26 protein-coding genes are annotated in these 23,605 nt (G+C 61.6%); 18 read left to right on the top strand and 8 right to left on the bottom strand.

What is annotated here, in order from left to right:
- Positions 1 to 481: 481 nt before the first annotated feature.
- The 4 genes from ACODSK_RS17940 to ACODSK_RS17925 all read right to left on the bottom strand — a co-directional run bounded on the left by ACODSK_RS17940 (position 482) and on the right by ACODSK_RS17925 (position 1,939).
- Positions 482 to 805 (bottom strand): hypothetical protein, encoded by a 324-nt coding sequence (locus ACODSK_RS17940; protein WP_028692297.1) that lies wholly within the window; start codon positions 803 to 805, stop codon positions 482 to 484.
- A 294-nt stretch (positions 806 to 1,099) separates the two neighbouring features.
- Positions 1,100 to 1,321, bottom strand: coding sequence for a hypothetical protein (locus tag ACODSK_RS17935; protein ID WP_028692296.1), 222 nt, complete (start codon positions 1,319 to 1,321; stop codon positions 1,100 to 1,102).
- A gap of 19 nt (positions 1,322 to 1,340) precedes the next feature.
- The gene (locus ACODSK_RS17930) at positions 1,341 to 1,640 is read right to left on the bottom strand and encodes an addiction module antidote protein (protein ID WP_028692295.1); all 300 of its coding nucleotides are present in this window, start codon (positions 1,638 to 1,640) and stop codon (positions 1,341 to 1,343) included.
- Complete coding sequence (locus tag ACODSK_RS17925) at positions 1,637 to 1,939, bottom strand: type II toxin-antitoxin system RelE/ParE family toxin (RefSeq protein ID WP_028692294.1); 303 nt, start codon at positions 1,937 to 1,939, stop codon at positions 1,637 to 1,639. The genes ACODSK_RS17930 and ACODSK_RS17925 overlap by 4 nt, the downstream gene beginning before the upstream one ends.
- A 202-nt stretch (positions 1,940 to 2,141) precedes the next feature.
- On the opposite strand from ACODSK_RS17925, the gene ACODSK_RS17920 reads away from it, so the two are divergent.
- The 15 genes from ACODSK_RS17920 (at position 2,142) to ACODSK_RS17850 (ending at position 12,890) form a co-directional block, all read left to right on the top strand.
- Entirely contained in the window at positions 2,142 to 2,921 is a 780-nt protein-coding gene (locus ACODSK_RS17920; protein ID WP_028692293.1) for a DUF4942 domain-containing protein, read from the top strand.
- A gap of 152 nt (positions 2,922 to 3,073) precedes the next feature.
- Positions 3,074 to 3,442, top strand: coding sequence for a hypothetical protein (locus tag ACODSK_RS17915; RefSeq protein WP_028692292.1), 369 nt, complete (start codon positions 3,074 to 3,076; stop codon positions 3,440 to 3,442).
- Positions 3,443 to 3,468: 26 nt separating this feature from the next.
- Positions 3,469 to 3,786, top strand: a complete 318-nt coding sequence (locus tag ACODSK_RS17910) for a hypothetical protein (protein ID WP_028692291.1) — start codon at positions 3,469 to 3,471, stop codon at positions 3,784 to 3,786.
- A gap of 337 nt (positions 3,787 to 4,123) precedes the next feature.
- A complete protein-coding gene (locus ACODSK_RS17905; RefSeq protein ID WP_051555741.1) occupies positions 4,124 to 5,215 on the top strand; it encodes an adenine nucleotide alpha hydrolase family protein in 1,092 nt (363 codons plus the stop codon).
- Positions 5,216 to 5,360: 145 nt separating this feature from the next.
- Positions 5,361 to 5,603, top strand: a complete 243-nt coding sequence (locus ACODSK_RS17900; RefSeq protein ID WP_028692289.1) for a hypothetical protein — start codon at positions 5,361 to 5,363, stop codon at positions 5,601 to 5,603.
- A 51-nt stretch (positions 5,604 to 5,654) separates the two neighbouring features.
- The gene (locus ACODSK_RS17895; RefSeq protein WP_028692288.1) at positions 5,655 to 7,337 is read left to right on the top strand and encodes a DNA cytosine methyltransferase; all 1,683 of its coding nucleotides are present in this window, start codon (positions 5,655 to 5,657) and stop codon (positions 7,335 to 7,337) included.
- Positions 7,338 to 7,423: 86 nt separating this feature from the next.
- On the top strand, positions 7,424 to 7,645 hold the full coding sequence (locus tag ACODSK_RS17890; protein ID WP_028692287.1) for a hypothetical protein: 222 nt from the start codon (positions 7,424 to 7,426) through the stop codon (positions 7,643 to 7,645).
- 3 nt (positions 7,646 to 7,648) lie between these two features.
- Positions 7,649 to 8,089, top strand: coding sequence for a hypothetical protein (locus ACODSK_RS17885; protein ID WP_028692286.1), 441 nt, complete (start codon positions 7,649 to 7,651; stop codon positions 8,087 to 8,089).
- 11 nt (positions 8,090 to 8,100) lie between these two features.
- Complete coding sequence (locus ACODSK_RS17880; protein ID WP_134998160.1) at positions 8,101 to 8,364, top strand: hypothetical protein; 264 nt, start codon at positions 8,101 to 8,103, stop codon at positions 8,362 to 8,364.
- A gap of 670 nt (positions 8,365 to 9,034) precedes the next feature.
- Complete coding sequence (locus ACODSK_RS17875) at positions 9,035 to 9,430, top strand: hypothetical protein (protein WP_051555729.1); 396 nt, start codon at positions 9,035 to 9,037, stop codon at positions 9,428 to 9,430.
- Positions 9,431 to 9,454: 24 nt separating this feature from the next.
- On the top strand, positions 9,455 to 10,012 hold the full coding sequence (locus tag ACODSK_RS17870; protein WP_028691958.1) for a single-stranded DNA-binding protein: 558 nt from the start codon (positions 9,455 to 9,457) through the stop codon (positions 10,010 to 10,012).
- A 190-nt stretch (positions 10,013 to 10,202) separates the two neighbouring features.
- Positions 10,203 to 11,030, top strand: coding sequence for a DUF932 domain-containing protein (locus ACODSK_RS17865; RefSeq protein ID WP_028691957.1), 828 nt, complete (start codon positions 10,203 to 10,205; stop codon positions 11,028 to 11,030).
- A 58-nt stretch (positions 11,031 to 11,088) separates the two neighbouring features.
- Positions 11,089 to 11,511, top strand: a complete 423-nt coding sequence (locus ACODSK_RS17860) for a hypothetical protein (protein ID WP_028691956.1) — start codon at positions 11,089 to 11,091, stop codon at positions 11,509 to 11,511.
- 23 nt (positions 11,512 to 11,534) lie between these two features.
- Positions 11,535 to 11,849, top strand: coding sequence for a TrfB-related DNA-binding protein (locus tag ACODSK_RS17855; RefSeq protein ID WP_028691955.1), 315 nt, complete (start codon positions 11,535 to 11,537; stop codon positions 11,847 to 11,849).
- 21 nt (positions 11,850 to 11,870) lie between these two features.
- Positions 11,871 to 12,890, top strand: a complete 1,020-nt coding sequence (locus tag ACODSK_RS17850) for a hypothetical protein (protein ID WP_051555728.1) — start codon at positions 11,871 to 11,873, stop codon at positions 12,888 to 12,890.
- A gap of 506 nt (positions 12,891 to 13,396) precedes the next feature.
- Here the strand turns inward: ACODSK_RS17850 and ACODSK_RS17845 are convergent.
- Positions 13,397 to 13,765 (bottom strand): hypothetical protein, encoded by a 369-nt coding sequence (locus ACODSK_RS17845; RefSeq protein WP_137188492.1) that lies wholly within the window; start codon positions 13,763 to 13,765, stop codon positions 13,397 to 13,399.
- 327 nt (positions 13,766 to 14,092) lie between these two features.
- Between ACODSK_RS17845 and ACODSK_RS17840 the strand changes: the two genes are divergently transcribed.
- Together ACODSK_RS17840 and ACODSK_RS17835 are read left to right on the top strand one after the other, a co-directional pair.
- On the top strand, positions 14,093 to 14,653 hold the full coding sequence (locus tag ACODSK_RS17840) for a recombinase family protein (RefSeq protein ID WP_001161490.1): 561 nt from the start codon (positions 14,093 to 14,095) through the stop codon (positions 14,651 to 14,653).
- Positions 14,654 to 14,656: 3 nt separating this feature from the next.
- Positions 14,657 to 17,623: a Tn3-like element TnAs1 family transposase gene (locus ACODSK_RS17835; RefSeq protein WP_001138014.1), complete on the top strand. Its 2,967-nt coding sequence runs from the start codon at positions 14,657 to 14,659 to the stop codon at positions 17,621 to 17,623.
- Positions 17,624 to 17,954: 331 nt separating this feature from the next.
- Here ACODSK_RS17835 and tetR(A) read toward each other — a convergent pair whose 3' ends face one another.
- Entirely contained in the window at positions 17,955 to 18,605 is a 651-nt protein-coding gene (gene tetR(A), locus ACODSK_RS17830; RefSeq protein WP_000164043.1) for a tetracycline resistance transcriptional repressor TetR(A), read from the bottom strand.
- Between the two features lie 105 nt (positions 18,606 to 18,710).
- Here tetR(A) and tet(A) point away from each other — a divergent pair, with 105 nt between their 5' ends.
- Positions 18,711 to 19,910, top strand: coding sequence for a tetracycline efflux MFS transporter Tet(A) (gene tet(A) / locus ACODSK_RS17825; protein WP_000804064.1), 1,200 nt, complete (start codon positions 18,711 to 18,713; stop codon positions 19,908 to 19,910).
- A 31-nt stretch (positions 19,911 to 19,941) separates the two neighbouring features.
- Here the strand turns inward: tet(A) and ACODSK_RS17820 are convergent, their stop codons facing one another.
- Both ACODSK_RS17820 and ACODSK_RS17815 read right to left on the bottom strand, forming a co-directional pair.
- A complete protein-coding gene (locus ACODSK_RS17820) occupies positions 19,942 to 20,649 on the bottom strand; it encodes an EamA family transporter (protein WP_368753982.1) in 708 nt (235 codons plus the stop codon).
- A gap of 59 nt (positions 20,650 to 20,708) precedes the next feature.
- Positions 20,709 to 23,594 (bottom strand): Tn3 family transposase, encoded by a 2,886-nt coding sequence (locus ACODSK_RS17815; RefSeq protein WP_001138082.1) that lies wholly within the window; start codon positions 23,592 to 23,594, stop codon positions 20,709 to 20,711.
- Positions 23,595 to 23,605 lie beyond the last annotated feature (11 nt).

Below are 23,605 nucleotides of genomic sequence, written 5' to 3'. Positions count from 1 at the left end.
TCCGGGGGGCGGCTGTCGTGAACCAAGCCCCGGCCAGAAGCACGCCGGGTCTTGGCCCTTCGGGCTTCCATCCTCACGCCTCCGGCCTTCGGCCTGCGCGCTCCGCTTGCCGGTCGTTCCATGGCAACCACTGCGGCTAGCTCAGCAACCATCGGTAGGAAGCGGACGCCCCAATGGCCTATCCGCCACCAGGCCTTGCCTGCAAGGGGCTTTCGCGGCATATCCTCGCTCGCTGCGCTCCCTGCGGTATTCCACGGTCCCCTTGCACGCGGCCTGGCTCTGGATAGTCCGGGCTTACCGCGTCCTACCGAAGGCTGCCGAGCAGATCCACCCAGCGGTGGCGCGCTTCCATTCCCAAAGAGCAGGGCGGCATCCGCTTCGCGGCTGCTGCTTTGAAAAGCGTTTGTTTCCCGCGCCCAAACGCTCGGCATTAAAGCAGATCTGCAAGAGCGCCTGCGGTCAAGCGCTCTGGACAGTTGATTCAGCCGATGAATACACGCACCAGGGGGCTGTCGAGAATGGAGACGTGCCGTGACAGCAAGCAGGCAAAAAGCCCCAGCGTGATCAGCGTATAGACGTAGCGGCGTTTTCTCTCCGGCGTCAGATCATCAGGGCTATCCGTCAACGCGGGGAACTCGCCATTTATGCCCTTGGGCACCATGACCAGGAACGCGAATAACACATAGTCCCAGCCAGTGAATCCAGGGTAGGGGGAATGTAGCGATGCCCACGCGGCGACGCCCACCCATACCGCCCAAGCGAGGGCGTAACGCGGCCTTTTGGTCATGCAAGCGATGTTTTCCATGTGCGTATTACTCCTTGTGTGGATGGTGCCTATTTCACGTAATAGCAGGGGTCTTGGGCACGGGCAGCTTTGGTTTTACCAGGTAGCTTGGCCATTGCCTCAGCCAGATCTCGCCAAGGAAACTGATGGTTTGGGGTTTGAAGGCTGCACCCGTATCCATGCACAAATATTCTGTCCGGCTCACTGGCTCGGGTTGCCATTCCGCATTCCTGGCAGGAAATGTCATCGCCAGAAAGTACCCATAGACGCGACCAGTCACGCAGTCTGTTGCTAAGGCTAATTCTCGGCATGGGCCTAACCTTTCCGCGTGGCCGAGCGACCATCTTTCCAGGTCATCCAGTAAAAAATGGCGATGCCCACAATGGCGCCGATAGGCCCAGCGCGCTCTATCCATGGGACTGAAACGGTAGGTAAGGCCAGGTTAAGGCCGATCACAATCATGGTGGCAACGAGCCACCCAAAGCCAGCTGCCACGGGTGTGAGCAAAATCCTTTTGACGATCAGATCCGTGTTCATAGCGACTCCTTTTGGGTTGTTAGTGTGCCGGTTCAACGTGCTTGCGTGTTGTCAGGTCCAGGCCAACGGCACGCATCACGGCCAGCAGGGTTTTCAAGGTCGGATTGCCCTTGTCCGAGAACGACCGGTAAAGGTGTTCGCGGGAAAGGCCAGATTCATTGGCAAGGGCGGTCATCCCTTTGGCGCGGGCCACGACACCCAGGCATTTTGCGATATAGGCCGCATCGCCTGTTTCGAATGCGTCCTCCATGAATACTGCGATGGACTCAGCATCGGTCAGCGCATCAGCGGGATCGTAGTCGTAAAATTGTTCTTTCATTCATCGTCACTCCACTGGCTGGCCAAGGACTTGGCGGTTTCGATATCCCGCGCTTGGCTGCTCTTGTCCCCACCACACAGCAACAGGACCAGCTGGTTACCGCGCTGCTGGAAATACACGCGGTAGCCGGGGCCGTGGTGGATACGCAGTTCGCTGATCCCTTGGCCCACTGGTTGAACGTCTCCAAGCAGACCATGCGCAACGCGGAAGACTCGCGCAGCGATGATGGCTTTGGCCTGCTTGTCTCGCAGCTTGCGTTCCCAGTTCCTGTACGTGGCGGTTTGTTTAATTGTCTTCATGGGATTGATTGTAGCTTATAAATCACGATTGAACAAGGTTCTCGCATGCGAGAAAGTCAATTTATGGTAAATATAGATTTGACCTAGAGTTGACGCAAGCAGTTTCTTTTGGGATACTGAATCCGTCGAAGCAATCCCGCTTAGACAAGCCTGGAACCAGCGGCGGCAACCGCTCCGGGCACGTTGCGAAGGAGTCAGAACAATGTCTATTTTCAAAGAGTTGGCGCTACCTACTACGCTGGACGATCTGCTAACTGCCCGCGAGGAAGCGCTGCGCCTGATGGCAGATGCACGCCGCACACTTGAGATGGCCGAGGAAGTCCTAGCGCCTCATGGTCGCTATCTGATGCCTCACGCCGGGAAAATCAGGGAAGACCAGGACAGGGTGCGCCGCGAACTGGACACCTCCCTATGGCGCCGGGCGTTCGATATGACCGGCTTTAAACAGCTCATGGACGCGGAGGCCGTCGCGGAGTTTGAGAAAAGCCTTTGCCCATCCCCGCCTGAATTCACCGCATCGACAATTAGCGCGACGTTCATTGACCTGCGCATAAACGCCGAATCGATGTTCCAGCGTGGGGTTTTCAATGTGTTCCGGTATCTATCTGACGACTACCGCACAAACGCTAAAGAGCCGTTCCGCATCGGCCCGAAAGTCATCATGGAAGGCATGGTCGAATCTTCGTTCACAAGTGGTCTTTGCATCCGGTACGGTTCGTGGGCAAAAGACAAGCTGAATGACCTTGATAGGGTATTTCAAACGCTCGATGGCAAGCCCTTCCAGCCTCACGCATTGACCTCAGCTATGGATGCTGCCTTTCAGGCTGGGGAAGTGTTCGAGAACGAGATCTACCGGGCTAAAGCCTTCAAGAAAGGCACGCTCCATCTGGAGTTCCTGCGCCTGGATCTGCTGGATAAGGTGAACGAGCAGATAGCTGAATACTATGCCGGCAACGTCCTTCCAGACGCTCGGGCTGCGTAGCAAGTGGAATATACTATCAGTCAAATTAGATTTGACTGATAGTTGACTTATGCAAGCCCCTTTGCGATACTAACCAGGTCGAAGCAATACCGCTTCAACAGCCCGGAACCAGCGGCGGCAACCGCTCCGGGCACGTTGCGAAGGAGATTTCCATGAGCGCCTATATCGTCGACCGTTTCCATATTTCCGCCATCCTCATGTTCGGCTGCACCGGCAAGCCCGATGCGACGACCTACCAAATCCTGGCCGACCAGGGCCAGCAACTGCTGGACGAAAACCTGCGCTCGGTTCGTGCGCGCTATCCGGGCGAAACCTTCAGGGCCGAACTGTTCGGGCTGGATGAAACCGTGCGCAAACCCACCCCCCTTGAAGCCCTCAAGCTCATTCAATGCCTGGAGTACCAGTCGAACCAAAATCGCGACTACTACGCGACCGAGGCATTCCGCACCCTGCACAGCATCCGCCAAGCGGCCCAGCGCAAGCTGCCGGGTTGGGATCAGGCACAGTGGGACTTTGCGTGATGGCCACCCAGCAGGTAGCGCCGCCCATGTGGCGCTACTCCCTACGCTGGTGTATGCCTCACCTGCCTTGCCCTGGCGCCTTTGAGTTGCTGGTGATCGAGGCGCCGGCAGGGCAGAAGCTCCCCGAGGAAATGCGCAAGGCGTGGGAGGCCCGCCCAGCAGGCTATGGCGTCTGCCTGGACTTCCCAGCCTCGCAAGCGGTGAGGCGCTGGAGCGACGAGGCCAAGGGCAAGGTACGGCGCAAGAACCTTGAGCGGCGGATAGAGAAACAAGCGCCATTGTTCGCGGATGAATTGATTGCCCGCGAGCTGGCCCAGCGACCCACCTATTTCGAAGGCAAGTAACCCTAGCCGGTACACGCGGCGGCAACCGCTCCGGCACTGCGAAGGAGAAACCCCAATGCCTAGCTATCGAGTTGTATGGACTGTTGATGTTGACGTTGAAGGCGACCACCGGGCGGCAGCACAGGCGTGTGCCCGCCACTACTTCCAATCGCGTATTGCAGATGGTGATCCCGACAGCGCCTGCGTGTTTGAGGTGACAGGACCGAACAACAGGGCGGCCATAGTCGATCTGGCCCCCAGCTTGTGCGACCTGATAGGCGACGACACCGAGTAATCACCCCCACAGTGCCCGGATCCAGCGGCGGCAACCGCTCCGGGCACTTGCGAAGGAGCACGCATGAACGCGATCAGCCGCGGCTGTCCACTGGACAGCGCTCAGCCCATTTTATCCCTGGCCCAGGTCGAGGCCCTGCGCACTGCGTTGGCAGGGCGGCTGCTGGCCGTCTGTTTCGGATCTGGCGTGGACTCCACGGCCATGCTGGTAGCTCTGCACGCGGCAGGGTTGCGCCCGGATATCATCACCTTTGCCGACACTGGCGCAGAGAAGCCCGAGACGCTGGCCCACATCGAGGCGATGGATTCCGTACTGCGGGCGTGGGGCTGGCCGACTGTCAGCGTGTGCCGGAAAAAGCCCAAGCCGACCACTGAATACCAGGATCTGTACGGCAACTGCATGGCCAACGAAACGTTGCCTAGCCTGGCCTTTGGCATGAAGTCCTGTTCGGTGAAGTGGAAGCAGGTGCCCCAGGATCAGTTTCTCAAGGGCGCTCGCTCCGGCCCCAACGCCAGGTCCCCCCACCCACTTTGGAAGCATGCCCAGGCAACCGGGCAGCGCATCGTCAAGCTGATCGGGTATGACTGCGGCAAAGCCGACCTGCGCCGGTCTAAGGCGATCAAACCAGCCGACGCCGACTTCGATTATGTCTATCCCTTGCAACTGGTCCGCTGGACCCGGCGCGATTGCGTACGGTCGATCACCCAGGCCCTCGGTGCGGACCTGGTGCCGATCAAATCGGCCTGCTTTTTCTGCCCAGCTTCCAAGCACTGGGAGCTGTATTGGCTTGCCGCGAATCACCCGGATCTGCTGGAGCGTGCCCTGTTGCTGGAACGCAACGCGCTCACCGGCAAGCACAGTCGTTTCGACGCGGTGCAGTTCGGTGCCTCATGGGAAGACCTGGTGCGCAATGCCGATGGATTCCCCAGCACGACGACCACGGTAGGGCTGGGCCGTAGCTTCGCCTGGAATCAGTGGGCACGGGTCAACGACGTTGTGGACGAGGGTTTCAACGTCAAGCGCACCGCTACTGATCGAGCACGGTTCGCCAAGCTATCCGACACCCTGCGAGATCCTGACAACGCCTTGGACTCACGCACACCAGGAATACCCGTGGTCGACATCACCGCCGAGCAGATGGAGCTATGGCAGTAATCAACTTACGGTCACATTAGATTTGACCAATAGTTGACAGTAGGTTTTGCTTTTGCGATACTGGGTACGTCGAAGCAATCCTGCTTCGACAGCCTGGAACCAGCGGCGGCAACCGCTCCGGGCACACAGCGAAGGAGATTCACCAATGGCTATCGAAACCCACCTGTTCTATTTCAGCTCAGCCGCGCAGCTGCGCGAGTTCGCCGGCTTCACCGTCGAGCCATCCCACCAGGCCCGCCCAGGGCAAGACCCCGCCACCGTCACCATGTACACCGTCGTCGCTCAGCGTTCCGGCATCGGCCAGCGCGAAGTCATCGCGGAGTTCCCGCTGGAACTGCACGCCGAGATCTTCCGCGATATGGCCGAGGCAACTGCCCGCGCCCTCTGACCACAGCCCCGCCCGGACCTGGTGTCCGGGCATTCGTGACGGATGACGAACATGCTTACAAGGTATGTGCTCAAGCACTTTCATTTCTGCTGCGGGCTTGGCGGCGGCGCCAAGGGTTTCAACCAGAACAAAGAGGTAGTTGGCCACCTGCAGGCAGAATGGCGCTGCATTGGCGGCGTCGATGTGGACGCCGGCGCGCTGCGCGACTTCGACCGCTTGGCCGGCGTACCAGGTACACAAATGGACCTGTTCACCCGCGAGCAGTACACCGCCTTTCATGGCAAGGAGCCGCCCGCCGAATGGCGAGAGGCTACGCCGGCAGACATACGCCGCGCTGCGGGCTTCCAGGATCCCGATGTGGTGTTCATCAGCAGCCCCTGCAAGGGGGCTTCTGGCTTGTTGTCCGAGGCTTTGAGCCTCACCCCCAAATATCAGGCCCTCAATGAACTGACGTTGCGCTGCGTGTGGCTCATGTGCGAAGCCTGGCAGCACAACCCGGTGAGCCTGATCGTGTTCGAGAATGTGCCACGCCTGGCCACCCGTGGTCGCCACCTGCTCGATCAGATCGTCCAGGTGCTGAACTTCTTCGGCTATGCCGTGAATGAGACAACCCACGACTGCGGGGAGCTGGGCGGGTTGGCCCAAAGCCGCAAGCGCTTCCTGTTGGTGGCCCGGCACGTCGAGAAGGTGCCGCCGTTCCTCTATGAGCCGGAGAAAAAGTCCCTGCAATCGGTCGGTGCTGTTCTTGGCCGCATGCCGCTGCCGGGCGATATCGAGCGCGCCGGCCCGATGCACCGCGTTCCTGCACTGCAATGGAAAACGTGGGTACGCCTTGCCCTGGTCGAGGCCGGTAAGGACTGGCGCAGCCTCGATCAGTTGGCCATCGAAGATGGCTACCTGCGCGACTTTGTGATTGTGCCGGAAGCATTCTCCGGTTATCTCGGCGTGCGCGGCTGGGGTGATTCAGTGGGCACGGTCGCCGGTCAAACTGGCCCCACCAATGGCGCATTTTCCGTCGCAGATCCGCGCAGCCCAGCCAGTGCCGCGCAGTACCAACAATATGGCGTACGGCGCTGGGAGGACCCGAGCGGCGCAATCATCGGCATCAAGTCGCCAGGGCAGGGCACGTTTAGCGTGGCAGATCCGCGTGGTGCAGCTGGTGGCCATGGCAAATACAACGTGACCCGCTGGGATGGTGCCGCACGTACGGTCATTGCAGGCAGCACGACAGGGCAGGGCGCCTTTGCAGTACAAGACCCACGCCCAGGATTACGGCGAGTGAAAGGCGATGCCTACCTCACCGGGGGGCATTATGGCGTGGTGCCGTGGGAGGGCCTGGCCGGCGCTGTTTCCGCCAGTGCGCGCTTGGACAATGGCCGGTGGAGCGTGGCAGATCCGCGTATGCCAGCCGCGAATGATCGGTTGACCTGCGTGATTCAGAGCCTCGACGGAACCTGGCACCGGCCATTCACCACCCTGGAAATGGCCGCGCTGCAAAGCCTGGTCGACCCGGAGGAAATGCTTGAGCTGGACGGCTTGAGCGATCAGGCGTGGCGCGAGCGGATCGGTAATGCCGTGCCGCCAAAAGCCGCCGAGGCTATTGCAGGCGTCATGGCCCAAACCCTCCTGCTGGCAAAGCAGGGCGAAACCTTCTTGCTCAGCCACATGCCGGTGTGGGTACGACCTGTTGCGGTCGGCCTATCGCTGGCCAGCAACCTCGACAAGGCAGCATAACGACTGGCGCCCCGCCCGGGGCGCCTCACCTTCCCGGTCAAGACGGCGGCAACCGTCCCCGGGAAACCACGCGAAGGAGATACACCATGTTCCGCGATCTCACCATGAGCAAAGCCCAACGTTCCAGCCAGGCCCTGCATACCGCTGCGCGCTTGGCAGAGCATCGGAAGAAGTGGTATTCAGCCGCCGAGCTGTACGAAGCCGCCGCGTCACTCTGGCCAGGTAAGGGCATCAGTTTGATGCGTCGTGCCGAACAGTGCCGCTCCCTGGTTGTCGATGCCAGCGATGAAATGGATTTTGAGGATTGAGCCATGGACGAACGAACGGAACAGGAATTGACCGCGTACCTCGATGTGCTGCTGTGGCTGGAGACGGCTTCGGTTGCCGAGATCGAGGGGGCTTTGTCGGTGGCCACCGCTCCCGCCCGCGAGGATCTGGAGCTGGGTATTCAGTGCCTGATGGACTCGGATCGGCCCGGCCTGGCCAACTACTTCCCGAACCTGGTAAACCGGCCCACCTCCCTCAATGAGATCCGCCAAAAGTTCTCAGCGATGGCCCAGTCCATGGATCAGTTGGAGGATTCGTTGCGTCGGCGGCGAACCGATCCGACCTATCCCCTCATGGGTTACGGCGCTGTACTCGGTACATTGGCCAAGCTGCAGTACCTCAACAAAATCACACCGTCGCAGCGCGAGCTGCTGCTCAGCGAGCTGGCCAGCCTCAAAGGCGGCGGGCTGCGCCTGGACAACTGACGAGGCTCGCCATGAAACGCAAGACCAAACGGCGCAACTGGCTACCCGTGGTTCTCTGTGCGATTGCCGGTGTAGGTCTTTTGACGGTTGAAATGCTCGCTTCGCGGCATATGCTTCAACGCCGGCTTGATCAGAAGTACCAGGAAAAAGTGCGTTATCTGCAGGAGCATCCACCGACCACCACTCGCATCGAAATATTGGTGCCGGATGCTGCATCCTCCATGACGCCGAAACGCATTGATGAAGCGCTGCATCCGGCTGGACGGACCCAGTAAGGTGCAGTCCTGTGCGTGCCCCCTCCGGGGGGCGGCTGTCGTGAACCAAGCCCCGGCCAGAAGCACGCCGGGTCTTGGCCCTTCGGGCTTCCATCCTCACGCCTCCGGCCTTCGGCCTGCGCGCTCCGCTTGCCGGTCGTTCCATGGCAACCACTGCGGCTAGCTCAGCAACCATCGGTAGGAAGCGGACGCCCCAATGGCCTATCCGCCACCAGGCCTTGCCTGCAAGGGGCTTTCGCGGCATATCCTCACTCGCTGCGCTCCCTGCGGTATTCCACGGTCCCCTTGCACGCGGCCTGGCTCTGGATAGTCCTGGCTTACCGCGTCCTACCGAAGGCTGCCGAGCAGATCCACCCAGCGGTGGCGCGCTTCCATTCCCAAAGAGCAGGGCGGCATCCGCTTCGCGGCTGCTGCTTTGAAAAGCGTTTGTTTCCCGCGCCCAAACGCTCGGCATTAAAGCAGCTCGGTAGAGCCGTCAAGCGTACGGCGCAGAAAAAAGCATGATTTCTCGCACGCGAGAATGTGCGACAAGCGGTCAATTTAGATTTGACCAATAGTTGACTTTGGTTAGGCCCTTTGCGATACTAAACCTGTCGAAGCAATCCCGCTTCGATAGCCTGGAATCCAGCGGCGGCAACCGCTCCAGGGTAGTCGCGAAGGAGTTTCACACATGAATATCACCGCTCAGGCCCCCGCAGTCAGCGCCCACAATTGGCTCACTACCGGCGACTTTCTGAACTTCGCCAAAAAGATTTGGGCGCCGGTCGCGTCGAATAGCGAGGCGATGGAGCGCAAGGTTGATGACCTGTACGGCGCAGCATGCGAACGCTTCCCTACCTATGACACGATGGTGCATAACGCCTTCTGTGCGAGCATGGACGCAGAGTTCGGCGCCGATGACCAGGCCGAGGGAGTGGCAGAAATCTTTGCGTATGCCCGCGAGGCTTACGGCTATATGTCTGCCAGTGAAAACGAAGCACAACGCCAGGAAGACGCCGACAACGGCCTTTGCTGGCACGGCCTGGACAGCATGACCTGCCCTTGCGGTTGCTTCGAAAACGACTAATCCAGACGGAAAAGGAGATTCATCATGGCCCGTGGCGTAAATAAAGTGATCCTGGTTGGGACTTGCGGACAGGACCCCGAAGTCCGTTACCTGCCAAACGGCAACGCGGTAACTAACCTCAGCTTGGCCACCAGCGAGCAGTGGACCGACAAGCAAACCGGGCAGAAGGTCGAGCGTACCGAGTGGCACCGCGTCTCGCTGTTCGGCAAGGTGGCCGAGATCGCCGGCGAGTACCTGCGCAAAGGTTCCCAATGCTACATCGAAGGCAAGTTGCAAACCCGCGAGTGGGAGAAGGACGGCATCAAGCGTTACACCACCGAAATCATTGTCGACATTAACGGCACCATGCAGTTACTAGGCGGTCGCCCGCAGAACCAGCAGCAGGGCGGCGATCCGTACAACCAGGGCGGCGGCGACCAAGCACCCCGCCAGCAGGCGCCACGGCAGCAGCGCCCACAGCAGCGCCCGCCAGCTCAGCAGCAAGCGCCGCAACCTGCACCACAGCCAGCAGCCGACTTTGACAGCTTTGACGACGACATTCCGTTCATGGACCCGTACCGTTTCAGCTGGCAGCTTCAGTAAACACCCGCAAGACCAGGCCCGGCGCAATGTCGGGCTTTTTTCTGCGCGACAAACGGTCAAATTAGATTTGACCAATAGTTGACTTAGGTTCGAGCCTTTGCGATACTAACCCTGTCGAAGCAATTCCGCCTCGACAGCCTGGAACCAGCGGCGGCAACCGCTCCAGGCAAATCGCGAAGGAGATTCAAAAATGCGTCTATCCAGCAATTTCCGTAACCCTTGCATGGTCCGCAGCGACAGCCCACTGACCAATGACGATATCGCCCGCGTAGCGCCCTCGATCTTTGCCGAGGAAGCTCACGAAAGCCGCTCCGATCGTTACCGCTACATTCCCACCGTCGACGTACTGGAAGCACTGCGCAGCGAAGGGTTCATGCCGTTCATGGCCTGCCAAACCCGCGTGCGCAACACCGACAAACGCGACCACACCAAGCACATGATCCGCCTGCGCCACGCCGATACCATCGTGGCCAAGGAAGCCAACGAAATCATCCTGCTGAACAGCCACGACGGCACCAGCAGCTACCAGATGATGGGCGGTTGCTTCCGTTTCGTGTGCGCCAATGGCCTGGTGCTGGGCGATGCCGCGCTTGATCAAAAAGTGCGTCACAGTGGGCGTCAGGATGTCATCGGGGAGGTGATCGAGGGCGCCTATGAAGTCCTGAATCACTTCCAGCTGATCGAAGAACAGCGCGAAACCATGAAAAGCATCCAAGTGGGCGGCGACCTGCAGCACGCCTTTGCCGAGGCTGCACTTGCCTACCGTTACGACCCGGCAGACGGCCCGGCTCCGGTGACCGCTAGCCAGCTTCTGGCACCACGCCGCCGCGAAGACGCCACCAATGACCTCTGGTCGACCTTCAACCGCGTACAGGAAAACACCATCAAGGGAGGGCTGCGAGGCCGCAACAAACAAGGGCGCCGCACCAGCACCCGTGCCGTTTCCGGCATTGACCAGGACGTGAAATTGAATCGCGCCCTGTGGGTACTGGCCCAGCACCTGCGCCAAGCCGCCTAACAGCCCCAGGCCGGGCGCCCAGCGCGCCCGGTCTGCACCATGCAGGGAGATCGCAGCCATGCAAAAAGTTTTCTATGTACCCGGCCAAACCGCAATCATCGACTATGCCCGCCAGATCGGCCCCAATGCTTGGGCCGCTCGCGCAACCTGGCTGATGCTGCCAGAGATCCAGGTAAGGCACCCCGGCGCTGTGCTGGGCGATGAAGTAGGCTTTCTGCAAGCGCAGGAAGCCGCCCACGGCACCCAGCCGGCGCGCATCACCGAAACCCGGTATGACTTCGCGCTTAGCCGCGCTCAGGTGCTCGACTACAACGCCGGCGAGGCCGGCGATTCGTTCATACTGCAAGCCCCCGAGGTTGGCGACCTGGTGCGCGTGTACGCCCGTTCAAGCGGTCGTTACTGGACGTTCCTAGCGCTGCCGACCATCACGCATTGCGAGATCTGGCAGCGGATTCACCAGCAGGGGGCCGCGGCTGATTGACTACCGACACTAGGAGCTGATGAATGCAGCCGATGTACACCAAAGAAGAATGGAAGAAGGTTGCGCCCCTGTTTGCTTCCAAGCGCCTGGCCATCTCGACCGTCGAGGTGGCCAAGGCCGTTCTGGTCGATGGCCAGCGCATCACCGACGTAGCCGAGGCCAGGGGGATGACCAAGCAGACCGCGCACGCAGCGGTAAAGCGTGTGCGGAAAATCCTGGAAGAGCAGGGCGCCGGCGAGCTGGTCCCCGTCCTGGTGTGGCTGCCCCCCGAGTTGGCCGAACAGGTGCGGGAAATGGCCAAGCCATTCCCCCAGCCTGCCGCCCAAAAATCGAAGTGAAGAATCACAAGGAGAGACGAAATGTCGTCTGATGAACTCATTTTCCAGGCTGACCGGATTCACTCAGTTTCCATTCATAACGTCACCCTGGTTGCTAACCAGATCAATGAGGACGGGAAAACGGCTGACCTGGTTATCGAGTACCAGGGAAAGCAGCACACGTTGCGCGCCGCTCATTACGTGAATGAGAGTGACGTAGGCAAAGTGGGCTATGTACTGCCAGCGCATTTTGCGTCGTCGGCAGCAGGGAATGGCACCATGATTTTCCGGGCCTACCAGGATCAAAGCCTGCGCCGCGTGTACGAGCTGGACACCACGAACGATGAATTTCAGATGGTGCCGCTTAACCATGGGAAGTGGCCGCACCACCGCGCTCATTTGACATGCGGTTGGCGGTGCGACAGTCGACCTACCGGCTTTCTCGCACCGGCAGGGCTTGTGCCTGGTGCCAAAGGCGAGTTCGTGCCGGATGAAACAGAAGTTGTTTCCGTACGCATTCCGCCTGAATTCGAATGGGAAGCACGCCGGCATCAGATGAAACCTGCGGAACTGCTCGAAAGCTTTATTGGCGACCTGGCCGGCATCCAGAACTTTGGCAACAGGCCCCGGGCTGACCGCTTCGGCAGCAACGGCAGCGACGAACGCATGCTGGCTGATCACTGGCTGGAGCGGGCGCATGGTATGAAAGCTATAGACCCGGACCAGATGAATCAGCAGGCCGAGGAAGCAGAGGAATGGGATGCACAGCAGGACGAATGGTCGGAGCTGCTGGGCGAATACGCTGATCGAGGCGGTGATCCTCGCCAGTTGCTGGAAGCCGTTGACGGTGTGCTGACCAAGCTGGACGAGTTGGGGCCTGATTTTGTGCTGGATCTGCAGGCCGAGGTTGAAGCGACTCAAACCCTGCCCAAACTCACCGAGTTGAATCCCTCGCAGCTGGCGTACCTTGAGAAATGGCTGGCCAGCAACGGCCCGAACAACCTCCTAAAGTGGCCAGGTTGGCATGACGCCCGAGTTGGCCAGGCTCCGAAAGACGTTTGATTCTCCCTCTTGTGCGTGCCCCCTTCGGGGGGCGGCTGTCGTGAACCAAGCCCCGGCCAAAAGCACGCCGGGTCTTGGCCCTTCGGGCTTCCATCCTCACGCCTCCGGCCTTCGGCCTGCGCGCTCCGCTTGCCGTTTGTATCGTACGGCCGAGGGGGCAACTCCTTACCCGGCCTCACGGCCGGGATGGCCCATCCCACCTGGTAATCAAGATCGAGGGCGAGCCGGCCAGCAGGCCGGGCGCTGCAGCAGCTCGCGTGGGGAGCAAGTGCATGGCTCGGGAAATCGCCCTGCAGTTGCCCACCGCCCAGGCGATGATGCGCACCTGGTCCGTGGACAACTGCACCGTTCGCTCTGGCCCTTGTTGGGGCCCCGCTCACTGGACGATTTTTGTGTGTGGGCTGGGCGACTGCGCAAGAGCGGCCTTCGGCGACCAAGGGCTGCGCCCTTGGATCCGCAAGCCCAACGCGCCGGCCTCCGAATGGATGCCCTAACGCATATATGCGTTAGGGCTTGAACCGGCGATGTGCTACGCAGTCATCGAAGTCATCCCGGTAGCGGACCCGGATCTCTGTCATGGCCATGACCAGGGCTTGCACCATCGGCTCCAGAGTCGCCTCCAGCTGATCCAGGATCTCAGGACCGACCTTTGATTTGTTGGCGGCTGTGCGCCCTTCCGTTGCGAATTTCTCCAGCGCAATCCGTACGTCCACCCCTCTCCCGAGCAGCTTGGTGCAGAGGTTTTCTGCCAGGGTCGGAGTTATGTCCAGCCCGTTCAGCCGTTCCACCTGCAGGAATGAAAACACCAGGTCGCGCTTGCAGCGCTTGTGCGCTGCACCGAGTTCCGCGCCGCAGTGGCTGGCCATCTGGCGCAAGCTGCCTTCCCGATTTTCCAGGTATCGGCGGTAACCATCGAGCCGGTCGGCGTACGCCGATTTGGGGGGCATAGAGAAAACGGAAAAAATCGTACGATAAGCCCTGCTGACAGCCTGCAAGCCCTTAGGTTGTGTAGTCGGTGTCCGAATGGGGTATACCCTAACTTGATGTCAGGCAGGGCCGCGCCGCTTCGTCAGAATAGAGTCTGCTTTCCCATTTTTTGACACATGCCCGCGAAGGTTATAGATTTCAGCCTGACAGAAATGGGCTTTGAGGCACAACGGAACAGAAAGTGCACTTAAGCCGCCTTCAACCAAGGAGACATCGTGCAGGGGCACCGCATCGGCTACGTCCGGGTCAGCAGCTTTGACCAGAACCCGGAACGCCAGCTGGAACAAACCCAGGTGAGCAAGGTGTTCACCGACAAGGCATCGGGCAAGGACACCCAGCGCCCCCAGCTCGAAGCGCTGCTGAGCTTCGTCCGCGAAGGCGATACAGTGGTGGTGCACAGCATGGATCGGCTGGCCCGCAACCTCGATGACCTGCGTCGCTTGGTACAGAAGCTGACTCAGCGCGGCGTGCGCATCGAGTTCCTGAAGGAGGGCCTGGTGTTCACTGGCGAGGACTCGCCGATGGCCAACCTGATGCTGTCGGTGATGGGGGCCTTCGCTGAGTTCGAGCGCGCCCTGATCCGCGAGCGGCAGCGTGAGGGCATCGCCTTGGCCAAGCAGCGTGGCGCGTACCGGGGCCGCAAGAAAGCCCTGTCCGATGAGCAGGCTGCTACCCTGCGGCAGCGAGCGACGGCCGGCGAGCCCAAGGCGCAGCTTGCCCGCGAGTTCAACATCAGCCGGGAAACCCTCTACCAGTACCTCCGCACGGACGACTGACACATGCCGCGTCGCTTGATCCTCTCGGCCACGGAGCGGGACACCCTGCTTGCGCTGCCGGAAAGCCAGGATGACCTGATCCGCTACTACACCTTCAACGACTCCGACCTGTCGCTGATCCGCCAGCGACGCGGCGACGCCAACCGCCTCGGCTTCGCCGTGCAGCTCTGCCTGCTGCGCTACCCCGGTTACGCGCTGGGAACCGACAGCGAGCTGCCCGAGCCGGTCATCCTGTGGGTGGCGAAGCAAGTCCAGGCCGAGCCGGCGAGCTGGGCAAAGTACGGCGAGCGCGACGTGACCCGTCGCGAGCATGCCCAGGAACTGCGCACCTACCTGCAACTGGCCCCGTTCGGCCTGTCCGACTTCCGCGCCCTGGTGCGCGAGCTAACCGAGCTGGCCCAGCAGACCGACAAAGGCTTGCTGCTGGCCGGTCAGGCCCTGGAGAGCCTACGGCAGAAACGACGCATCCTGCCGGCGCTGAGCGTGATTGACCGGGCCTGCTCGGAAGCCATTGCGCGAGCCAATCGGCGGGTCTACCGCGCCCTGGTCGAACCACTCACGGACTCGCATCGGGCCAAGCTGGACGAGCTGTTGAAGCTCAAGGCCGGCAGCAGCATCACCTGGTTGACCTGGCTGCGCCAGGCACCGCTGAAACCCAACTCTCGGCACATGCTGGAACACATCGAGCGGCTGAAGACATTTCAGTTGGTGGACTTGCCCGAAGGCCTGGGCCGGCACATCCACCAGAACCGCCTGCTCAAGCTGGCCCGCGAGGGTGGGCAGATGACGCCCAAAGACCTCGGTAAGTTCGAGCCGCAGCGCCGCTACGCGACCCTGGCCGCCGTGGTGCTGGAGAGCACCGCGACCGTGATCGATGAGCTGGTCGATCTGCATGACCGCATCCTGGTCAAGCTGTTCAGCGGCGCGAAGCACAAGCATCAGCAGCAGTTCCAGAAGCAGGGCAAGGCGATCAACGACAAGGTGCGCCTGTACTCCAGGATCGGCCAGGCGCTGCTGGAAGCGAAGGAAAGCGGCAGCGACCCCTATGCCGCCATCGAGGCGGTGATTCCCTGGGACGAGTTCACCGAGAGCGTCAGCGAGGCCGAGCTGCTGGCCCGGCCGGAAGGCTTCGACCACCTGCACCTGGTCGGCGAGAACTTCGCCACCCTGCGCCGTTACACGCCGGCCTTGCTGGAGGTGCTGGAACTGCGCGCCGCGCCGGCCGCGCAAGGCGTGCTGGCAGCCGTGCAGACCCTGCGTGAGATGAACGCCGACAACCTGCGCAAGGTGCCGGCCGATGCACCCACGGCCTTCATCAAGCCGCGCTGGAAGCCGCTGGTGATCACCCCGGAAGGCCTCGACCGGAAATTCTACGAAATCTGCGCCCTGTCCGAGCTGAAGAACGCCCTGCGCTCCGGCGACATCTGGGTCAAGGGCTCGCGGCAGTTCCGCGACTTCGACGACTACCTGCTGCCGGCCGAGAAGTTCGCCGCACTCAAGCGCGAGCAGGCCCTGCCCCTGGCGATCAACCCGAACAGCGACCAGTACCTGGAAGAGCGTTTGCAGCTGCTGGACGAGCAGTTGGCCACCGTCACCCGCCTGGCCAAGGACAACGAGCTGCCCGATGCCATCCTCACCGAGTCAGGGCTGAAAATCACCCCGCTGGATGCGGCGGTGCCGGATCGGGCGCAGGCGCTGATCGACCAAACCAGCCAGTTACTGCCGCGCATCAAGATCACCGAACTGCTGATGGACGTGGACGACTGGACGGGCTTCAGCCGCCACTTCACCCACTTGAAGGACGGGGCCGAGGCCAAAGACAGGACGTTGCTGCTGTCCGCAATCCTCGGTGATGCGATCAACCTCGGGCTGACCAAGATGGCCGAGTCGAGCCCCGGCCTGACCTACGCCAAGCTGTCCTGGCTGCAAGCCTGGCACATCCGCGACGAAACCTATTCGGCGGCCTTGGCCGAGCTGGTCAACCACCAGTATCGCCACGCCTTTGCCGCCCACTGGGGCGACGGCACGACCTCATCCTCCGATGGCCAGCGCTTCCGCGCGGGTGGCCGGGGCGAGAGCACCGGGCACGTCAACCCGAAGTACGGTAGCGAGCCGGGACGGCTGTTCTATACCCATATCTCCGACCAGTACGCGCCGTTCAGCACCCGCGTGGTGAATGTCGGCGTCCGCGATTCCACCTATGTGCTCGACGGCCTGCTGTACCACGAGTCCGACCTGCGGATCGAGGAGCACTACACCGACACGGCCGGCTTCACCGATCACGTCTTTGCCCTGATGCACCTGCTAGGCTTCCGCTTCGCGCCGCGCATCCGCGACCTCGGCGAAACCAAGCTGTACGTGCCGCAGGGCGTGCAAGCCTACCCGACGTTGCGCCCGCTGATCGGCGGCACCCTGAACATCAAGCACGTGCGTGCCCACTGGGACGACATCCTGCGCCTGGCCAGCTCGATCAAGCAGGGCACCGTCACCGCCTCGCTGATGCTGCGCAAGCTCGGCAGCTACCCGCGCCAGAACGGACTGGCCGTGGCCCTGCGCGAGCTGGGCCGGATCGAGCGCACGCTGTTCATCCTGGACTGGCTGCAAAGTGTTGAACTGCGCCGCCGCGTGCATGCCGGCCTGAACAAAGGTGAGGCGCGCAACTCGCTGGCCAGGGCGGTGTTCTTCAACCGCCTTGGGGAAATCAGGGATCGGAGCTTCGAGCAGCAGCGCTACCGGGCCAGCGGCCTCAACCTGGTGACGGCGGCTATCGTGCTGTGGAACACGGTGTACCTGGAACGCGCCACCCAGGGGTTGGTCGAGGCCGGCAAGCCGGTGGACGGCGAGCTGCTGCAATTCCTGTCGCCGCTGGGCTGGGAGCACATCAACCTAACCGGCGATTACGTCTGGCGGCAGAGCCGCAGACTGGAAGACGGGAAGTTTCGGCCCTTACGGATGCCCGGAAAACCTTAGCGTACGATTTTTTCCGAATTCTGCGGGCTCCCCTATCTCATCTGCGCAAGGCAGAACGTGAAGACGGCCGCCCTGGACCTCGCCCGCGAGCGCCAGGCGCACGAGGCCGGCGCGCGGACCCGCGCCACGGCCCACGAGCGGACGCCGCAGCAGGAGCGCCAGAAGGCCGCCAGAGAGGCCGAGCGCGGCCGTGAGGCTTGGACGCTAGGGCAGGGCATGAAAAAGCCCGTAGCGGGCTGCTACGGGCGTCTGACGCGGTGGAAAGGGGGAGGGGATGTTGTCTACATGGCTCTGCTGTAGTGAGTGGGTTGCGCTCCGGCAGCGGTCCTGATCAATCGTCACCCTTTCTCGGTCCTTCAACGTTCCTGACAACGAGCCTCCTTTTCGCCAATCCATCGACAATCACCGCGAGTCCCTGCTCGAACGCTGCGTCCGGACCGGCTTCGTCGAAGGCGTCTATCGCGGCCCGCAACAGCGGCGAGAGCGGAGCCTGTTCAACGGTGCCGCCGCGCTCGCCGGCATCGCTGTCGCCGGCCTGCTCCTCAAGCACGGCCCCAACAGTGAAGTAGCTGATTGTCATCAGCGCATTGACGGCGTCCCCGGCCGAAAAACCCGCCTCGCAGAGGAAGCGAAGCTGCGCGTCGGCCGTTTCCATCTGCGGTGCGCCCGGTCGCGTGCCGGCATGGATGCGCGCGCCATCGCGGTAGGCGAGCAGCGCCTGCCTGAAGCTGCGGGCATTCCCGATCAGAAATGAGCGCCAGTCGTCGTCGGCTCTCGGCACCGAATGCGTATGATTCTCCGCCAGCATGGCTTCGGCCAGTGCGTCGAGCAGCGCCCGCTTGTTCCTGAAGTGCCAGTAAAGCGCCGGCTGCTGAACCCCCAACCGTTCCGCCAGTTTGCGTGTCGTCAGACCGTCTACGCCGACCTCGTTCAACAGGTCCAGGGCGGCACGGATCACTGTATTCGGCTGCAACTTTGTCATGCTTGACACTTTATCACTGATAAACATAATATGTCCACCAACTTATCAGTGATAAAGAATCCGCGCGTTCAATCGGACCAGCGGAGGCTGGTCCGGAGGCCAGACGTGAAACCCAACAGACCCCTGATCGTAATTCTGAGCACTGTCGCGCTCGACGCTGTCGGCATCGGCCTGATTATGCCGGTGCTGCCGGGCCTCCTGCGCGATCTGGTTCACTCGAACGACGTCACCGCCCACTATGGCATTCTGCTGGCGCTGTATGCGTTGATGCAATTTGCCTGCGCACCTGTGCTGGGCGCGCTGTCGGATCGTTTCGGGCGGCGGCCGGTCTTGCTCGTCTCGCTGGCCGGCGCTGCTGTCGACTACGCCATCATGGCGACGGCGCCTTTCCTTTGGGTTCTCTATATCGGGCGGATCGTGGCCGGCATCACCGGGGCGACTGGGGCGGTAGCCGGCGCTTATATTGCCGATATCACTGATGGCGATGAGCGCGCGCGGCACTTCGGCTTCATGAGCGCCTGTTTCGGGTTCGGGATGGTCGCGGGACCTGTGCTCGGTGGGCTGATGGGCGGTTTCTCCCCCCACGCTCCGTTCTTCGCCGCGGCAGCCTTGAACGGCCTCAATTTCCTGACGGGCTGTTTCCTTTTGCCGGAGTCGCACAAAGGCGAACGCCGGCCGTTACGCCGGGAGGCTCTCAACCCGCTCGCTTCGTTCCGGTGGGCCCGGGGCATGACCGTCGTCGCCGCCCTGATGGCGGTCTTCTTCATCATGCAACTTGTCGGACAGGTGCCGGCCGCGCTTTGGGTCATTTTCGGCGAGGATCGCTTTCACTGGGACGCGACCACGATCGGCATTTCGCTTGCCGCATTTGGCATTCTGCATTCACTCGCCCAGGCAATGATCACCGGCCCTGTAGCCGCCCGGCTCGGCGAAAGGCGGGCACTCATGCTCGGAATGATTGCCGACGGCACAGGCTACATCCTGCTTGCCTTCGCGACACGGGGATGGATGGCGTTCCCGATCATGGTCCTGCTTGCTTCGGGTGGCATCGGAATGCCGGCGCTGCAAGCAATGTTGTCCAGGCAGGTGGATGAGGAACGTCAGGGGCAGCTGCAAGGCTCACTGGCGGCGCTCACCAGCCTGACCTCGATCGTCGGACCCCTCCTCTTCACGGCGATCTATGCGGCTTCTATAACAACGTGGAACGGGTGGGCATGGATTGCAGGCGCTGCCCTCTACTTGCTCTGCCTGCCGGCGCTGCGTCGCGGGCTTTGGAGCGGCGCAGGGCAACGAGCCGATCGCTGATCGTGGAAACGATAGGCCTATGCCATGCGGGTCAAGGCGACTTCCGGCAAGCTATACGCGCCCTAGGAGTGCGGTTGGAACGTTGGCCCAGCCAGATACTCCCGATCACGAGCAGGACGCCGATGATTTGAAGCGCACTCAGCGTCTGATCCAAGAACAACCATCCTAGCAACACGGCGGTCCCCGGGCTGAGAAAGCCCAGTAAGGAAACAACTGTAGGTTCGAGTCGCGAGATCCCCCGGAACCAAAGGAAGTAGGTTAAACCCGCTCCGATCAGGCCGAGCCACGCCAGGCCGAGAACATTGGTTCCTGTAGGCATCGGGATTGGCGGATCAAACACTAAAGCTACTGGAACGAGCAGAAGTCCTCCGGCCGCCAGTTGCCAGGCGGTAAAGGTGAGCAGAGGCACGGGAGGTTGCCACTTGCGGGTCAGCACGGTTCCGAACGCCATGGAAACCGCCCCCGCCAGGCCCGCTGCGACGCCGACAGGATCTAGCGCTGCGTTTGGTGTCAACACCAACAGCGCCACGCCCGCAGTTCCGCAAATAGCCCCCAGGACCGCCATCAATCGTATCGGGCTACCTAGCAGAGCGGCAGAGATGAACACGACCATCAGCGGCTGCACAGCGCCTACCGTCGCCGCGACCCCGCCCGGCAGGCGGTAGACCGAAATAAACAACAAGCTCCAGAATAGCGAAATATTAAGTGCGCCGAGGATGAAGATGCGCATCCACCAGATTCCCGTTGGAATCTGTCGGACGATCAGGGGTCGTTTGCGGGAGGGGGCGGAATCCTACGCTAAGGCTTTGGCCAGCGATATTCTCCGGTGAGATTGATGTGTTCCCATCCGAGCGGCGAAACATGGGCCAAGAGATCGGGCGATAGCAGCTTTCCATCGCGTTTCTGGTTTGCAACGACCTCGCCGAGCTTCATGGTGTTCCAGAAGATGATGATGGCGGCGAGCAGATTCATGCCGGCGATGCGGTAATGCTGGCCTTCGGCGGAACGGTCGCGGATTTCACCGCGGCGGTGGAAGCTGATTGCCCGCTTCAGCGCATGATGAGCTTCGCCTTTGTTGAGCCCGATCTGGGCACGCCGTTGGAGTTCGGCATCCAGAATCCAGTCGATCATGAACAGGGTGCGCTCGACGCGACCGACTTCCCGCAGGGCTGTCGCGAGCTCGTTCTGCCGCGGATAGGAGGCGAGTTTCCGCAGAATCTGGCTTGGCGCGACGGTCCCGGCAGCAATGGTGGCGGCGATGCGCAGGATGTCGGGCCAATTGCGCTCGATCATGGCTTGGTTGACCTTTCCGCCGATCAACGCTCGCAGGTGCGCCGGGGCGGCCGACGGATTGAACGCGTAGAGCCGTTTGGATGGCAGGTCGCGGATGCGCGGAGCGAACCGGTAGCCGAGAATGGCACATGCGGCAAAGACGTGATCGGTGAAGCCGCCCGTGTCGGTGAACTGCTCGCGGATATGGCGTCCAGCATCGTTCATCAGCAGGCCATCGAGGATGTAAGGCGCTTCGCTTGCCGTTGCAGGAATCACCTGGGTTGCGAACGGCGCATATTGGTCGGAGACGTGGCTATAGGCTTTCAGGCCCGGGGTATTGCCATATTTCGCGTTGACCAGGTTCATGGCCTCACCTTGCTCTGTAGCGACGAAGAACTGTCCGTCGCTCGAAGCCGACGTGCCCATGCCCCAGAACCGGGCCATGGGTAACGCTGCCTGTGCCTCGACCACCATGGCCAGCGCCCGGTCATAGGCTTCGCCCTCGACATGCCACCGTCCAATGCGGATCAATTCCCAGAAGGTGTGGGTGTTTGTCGCATCCGCCATTTTGCGCAAGCCGAGGTTGATCCCTTCCGCCAAGATAACGTTCATTAGCCCGATCCGGTCAGCGCAGGGTGCTCCTGTGCGCAGATGGGTGAACGCTTCGGTGAAGCCGGTCGCCGCATCCACCTCCAGCAGGAGATCGGTGATGCGCGTGGGCGGGATCTGCTTGTAGAGATCGAGCACCAGATCTTCGGCGCCTGTCGGCGCGGCGGCTTCGAGTTTCTCGATATGCAGAACGCCGTTTTCAATCGACCCGCCCGGGATCGTGCCTGCGCGAGCGGCACGGCCAAGCTCGCGCAACCGCATGTCGAGGCGAGCTTGCCGGTCTGCCAGCCATTCCTCCGGCCGCAATGGCACAGCGAGACGACCGCCTTCCGCGATGGATTGTGCCGGAACGAGTGCGTGTTTCAGATCGCCATAGCGCCGGGACCTAGTAAGCCAGACATCTCCGGAGCGGAACGCATCGCGCAGATGGAACAGCACCGCGATCTCCCATAGGCGAGCGTCGCCAGCCCTCTGGGCCCGAAGGTGGCGATGCCATTTCGAGCTGGGCCGCAAGAAGCTGGTCATCGCGGCATCGTTCAAACCGGTACGAAGGGCCGTCACCGCTTCCAGAAGCGGCAGTGCAACGGGCGCAGCTCGCAGATCGAGCAGGCGCAACATGCGTGGAGCGTATCGGCGGAAGCGGTGATAACCGTCGAGCACATGATTGAGCGGATCGTCGGCCATGGTGGCGGTCAGCCTGGTTGCCATTGCAACAAGGGTTTTTAAGCCGTCCCACCCTGACCCACTCGCGATGACATCGCCCAGCGGCTGGCCATCATCCTGTGCATCGACCAGGGCGCCCCCGATCTCGGCGAAGGATTTCAGGGTGTCACGCACCACCCCCGCTTCGTCTGCGACCTTTGCATGGCAAATACGCTCCGAAGCACGGTAGAGACGGCCGACGATCCGGTCGTGGGTTTCGACCACTGCGTCGGCCAACATCGCCTGCCATTCCGAGACGCAAACAGCCAAGATCGCAAGCCGCCTGTCCTCCGGGAGATCGCGCATGCCGTCGGCATAATACCGTTCACCCTGCCTGCGCAGACGAGTCACCCGATGGGCAGGAACGCCGGCAAGCAGATCCTCGGGGAGATCGATGCGTTGCAGATATTCGAGCCGGTCGAGCAGCCGGTTGGCCGACGAAGAGTTCGAGCCAGGCTCGAACTGGCGCAGCCACACAAAACGGGTCACCCGATCATCAGCCGTCTCCTCGAGCAATGCCAGCAACTGTTCTCGGATCGACATAGGCAGCCGACTGGCGATCCTCGTCTCGATGCGTCGCTCGGCATCGACGAGAGCCGCGGCACAAAGCCGCTCGATCGTGGATGTCGCGGGAAGGACAGTGCGGGTGCGTCGGCACTCGGCTACGAAGCGACGGGCGATATCCTCGTTCGACACCGCCATCTCGGCTTCTCGGAACAACCATTCCTTCAGCTCGCTCGCACCACGTCCGGAGAAGGTGCGGAAGCCGTAGAGCCCCCGTAACTCGGCAAGATGCTCGTGCCGTGTTTCCTCGCGGGCAGCATAGTCTACGAGATCGTCGGCACCCAGGCCAAGCTGCGCTCCGATAAATTCGATGACCTCTGCAGGGATCAGTTCGCCTGGAGCCAGCACCCGGCCGGGATAGCGCAGGACACACAATTGCAGGGCGAAGCCGAACCTGTTGTGAGCGCGCCGACGCAGCCTGATATGCCCAAGGTCTTCATCACTCAGCGTATAGTGCTTGAGCAAATCCGTCTGTGAAGTCGGCAAGCGCAACAGCGCGTCTTTCTGCCGATCGGTTAGAGTGACGCGACGCGGCATACATGTTCCTT

The sequence above is a fragment of the Pseudomonas sp. FG98 genome, assembly GCF_057808595.1.
Note: the sequence above shows the minus strand (reverse complement) of the source record. Positions and strands in the feature narration are given on the sequence as shown.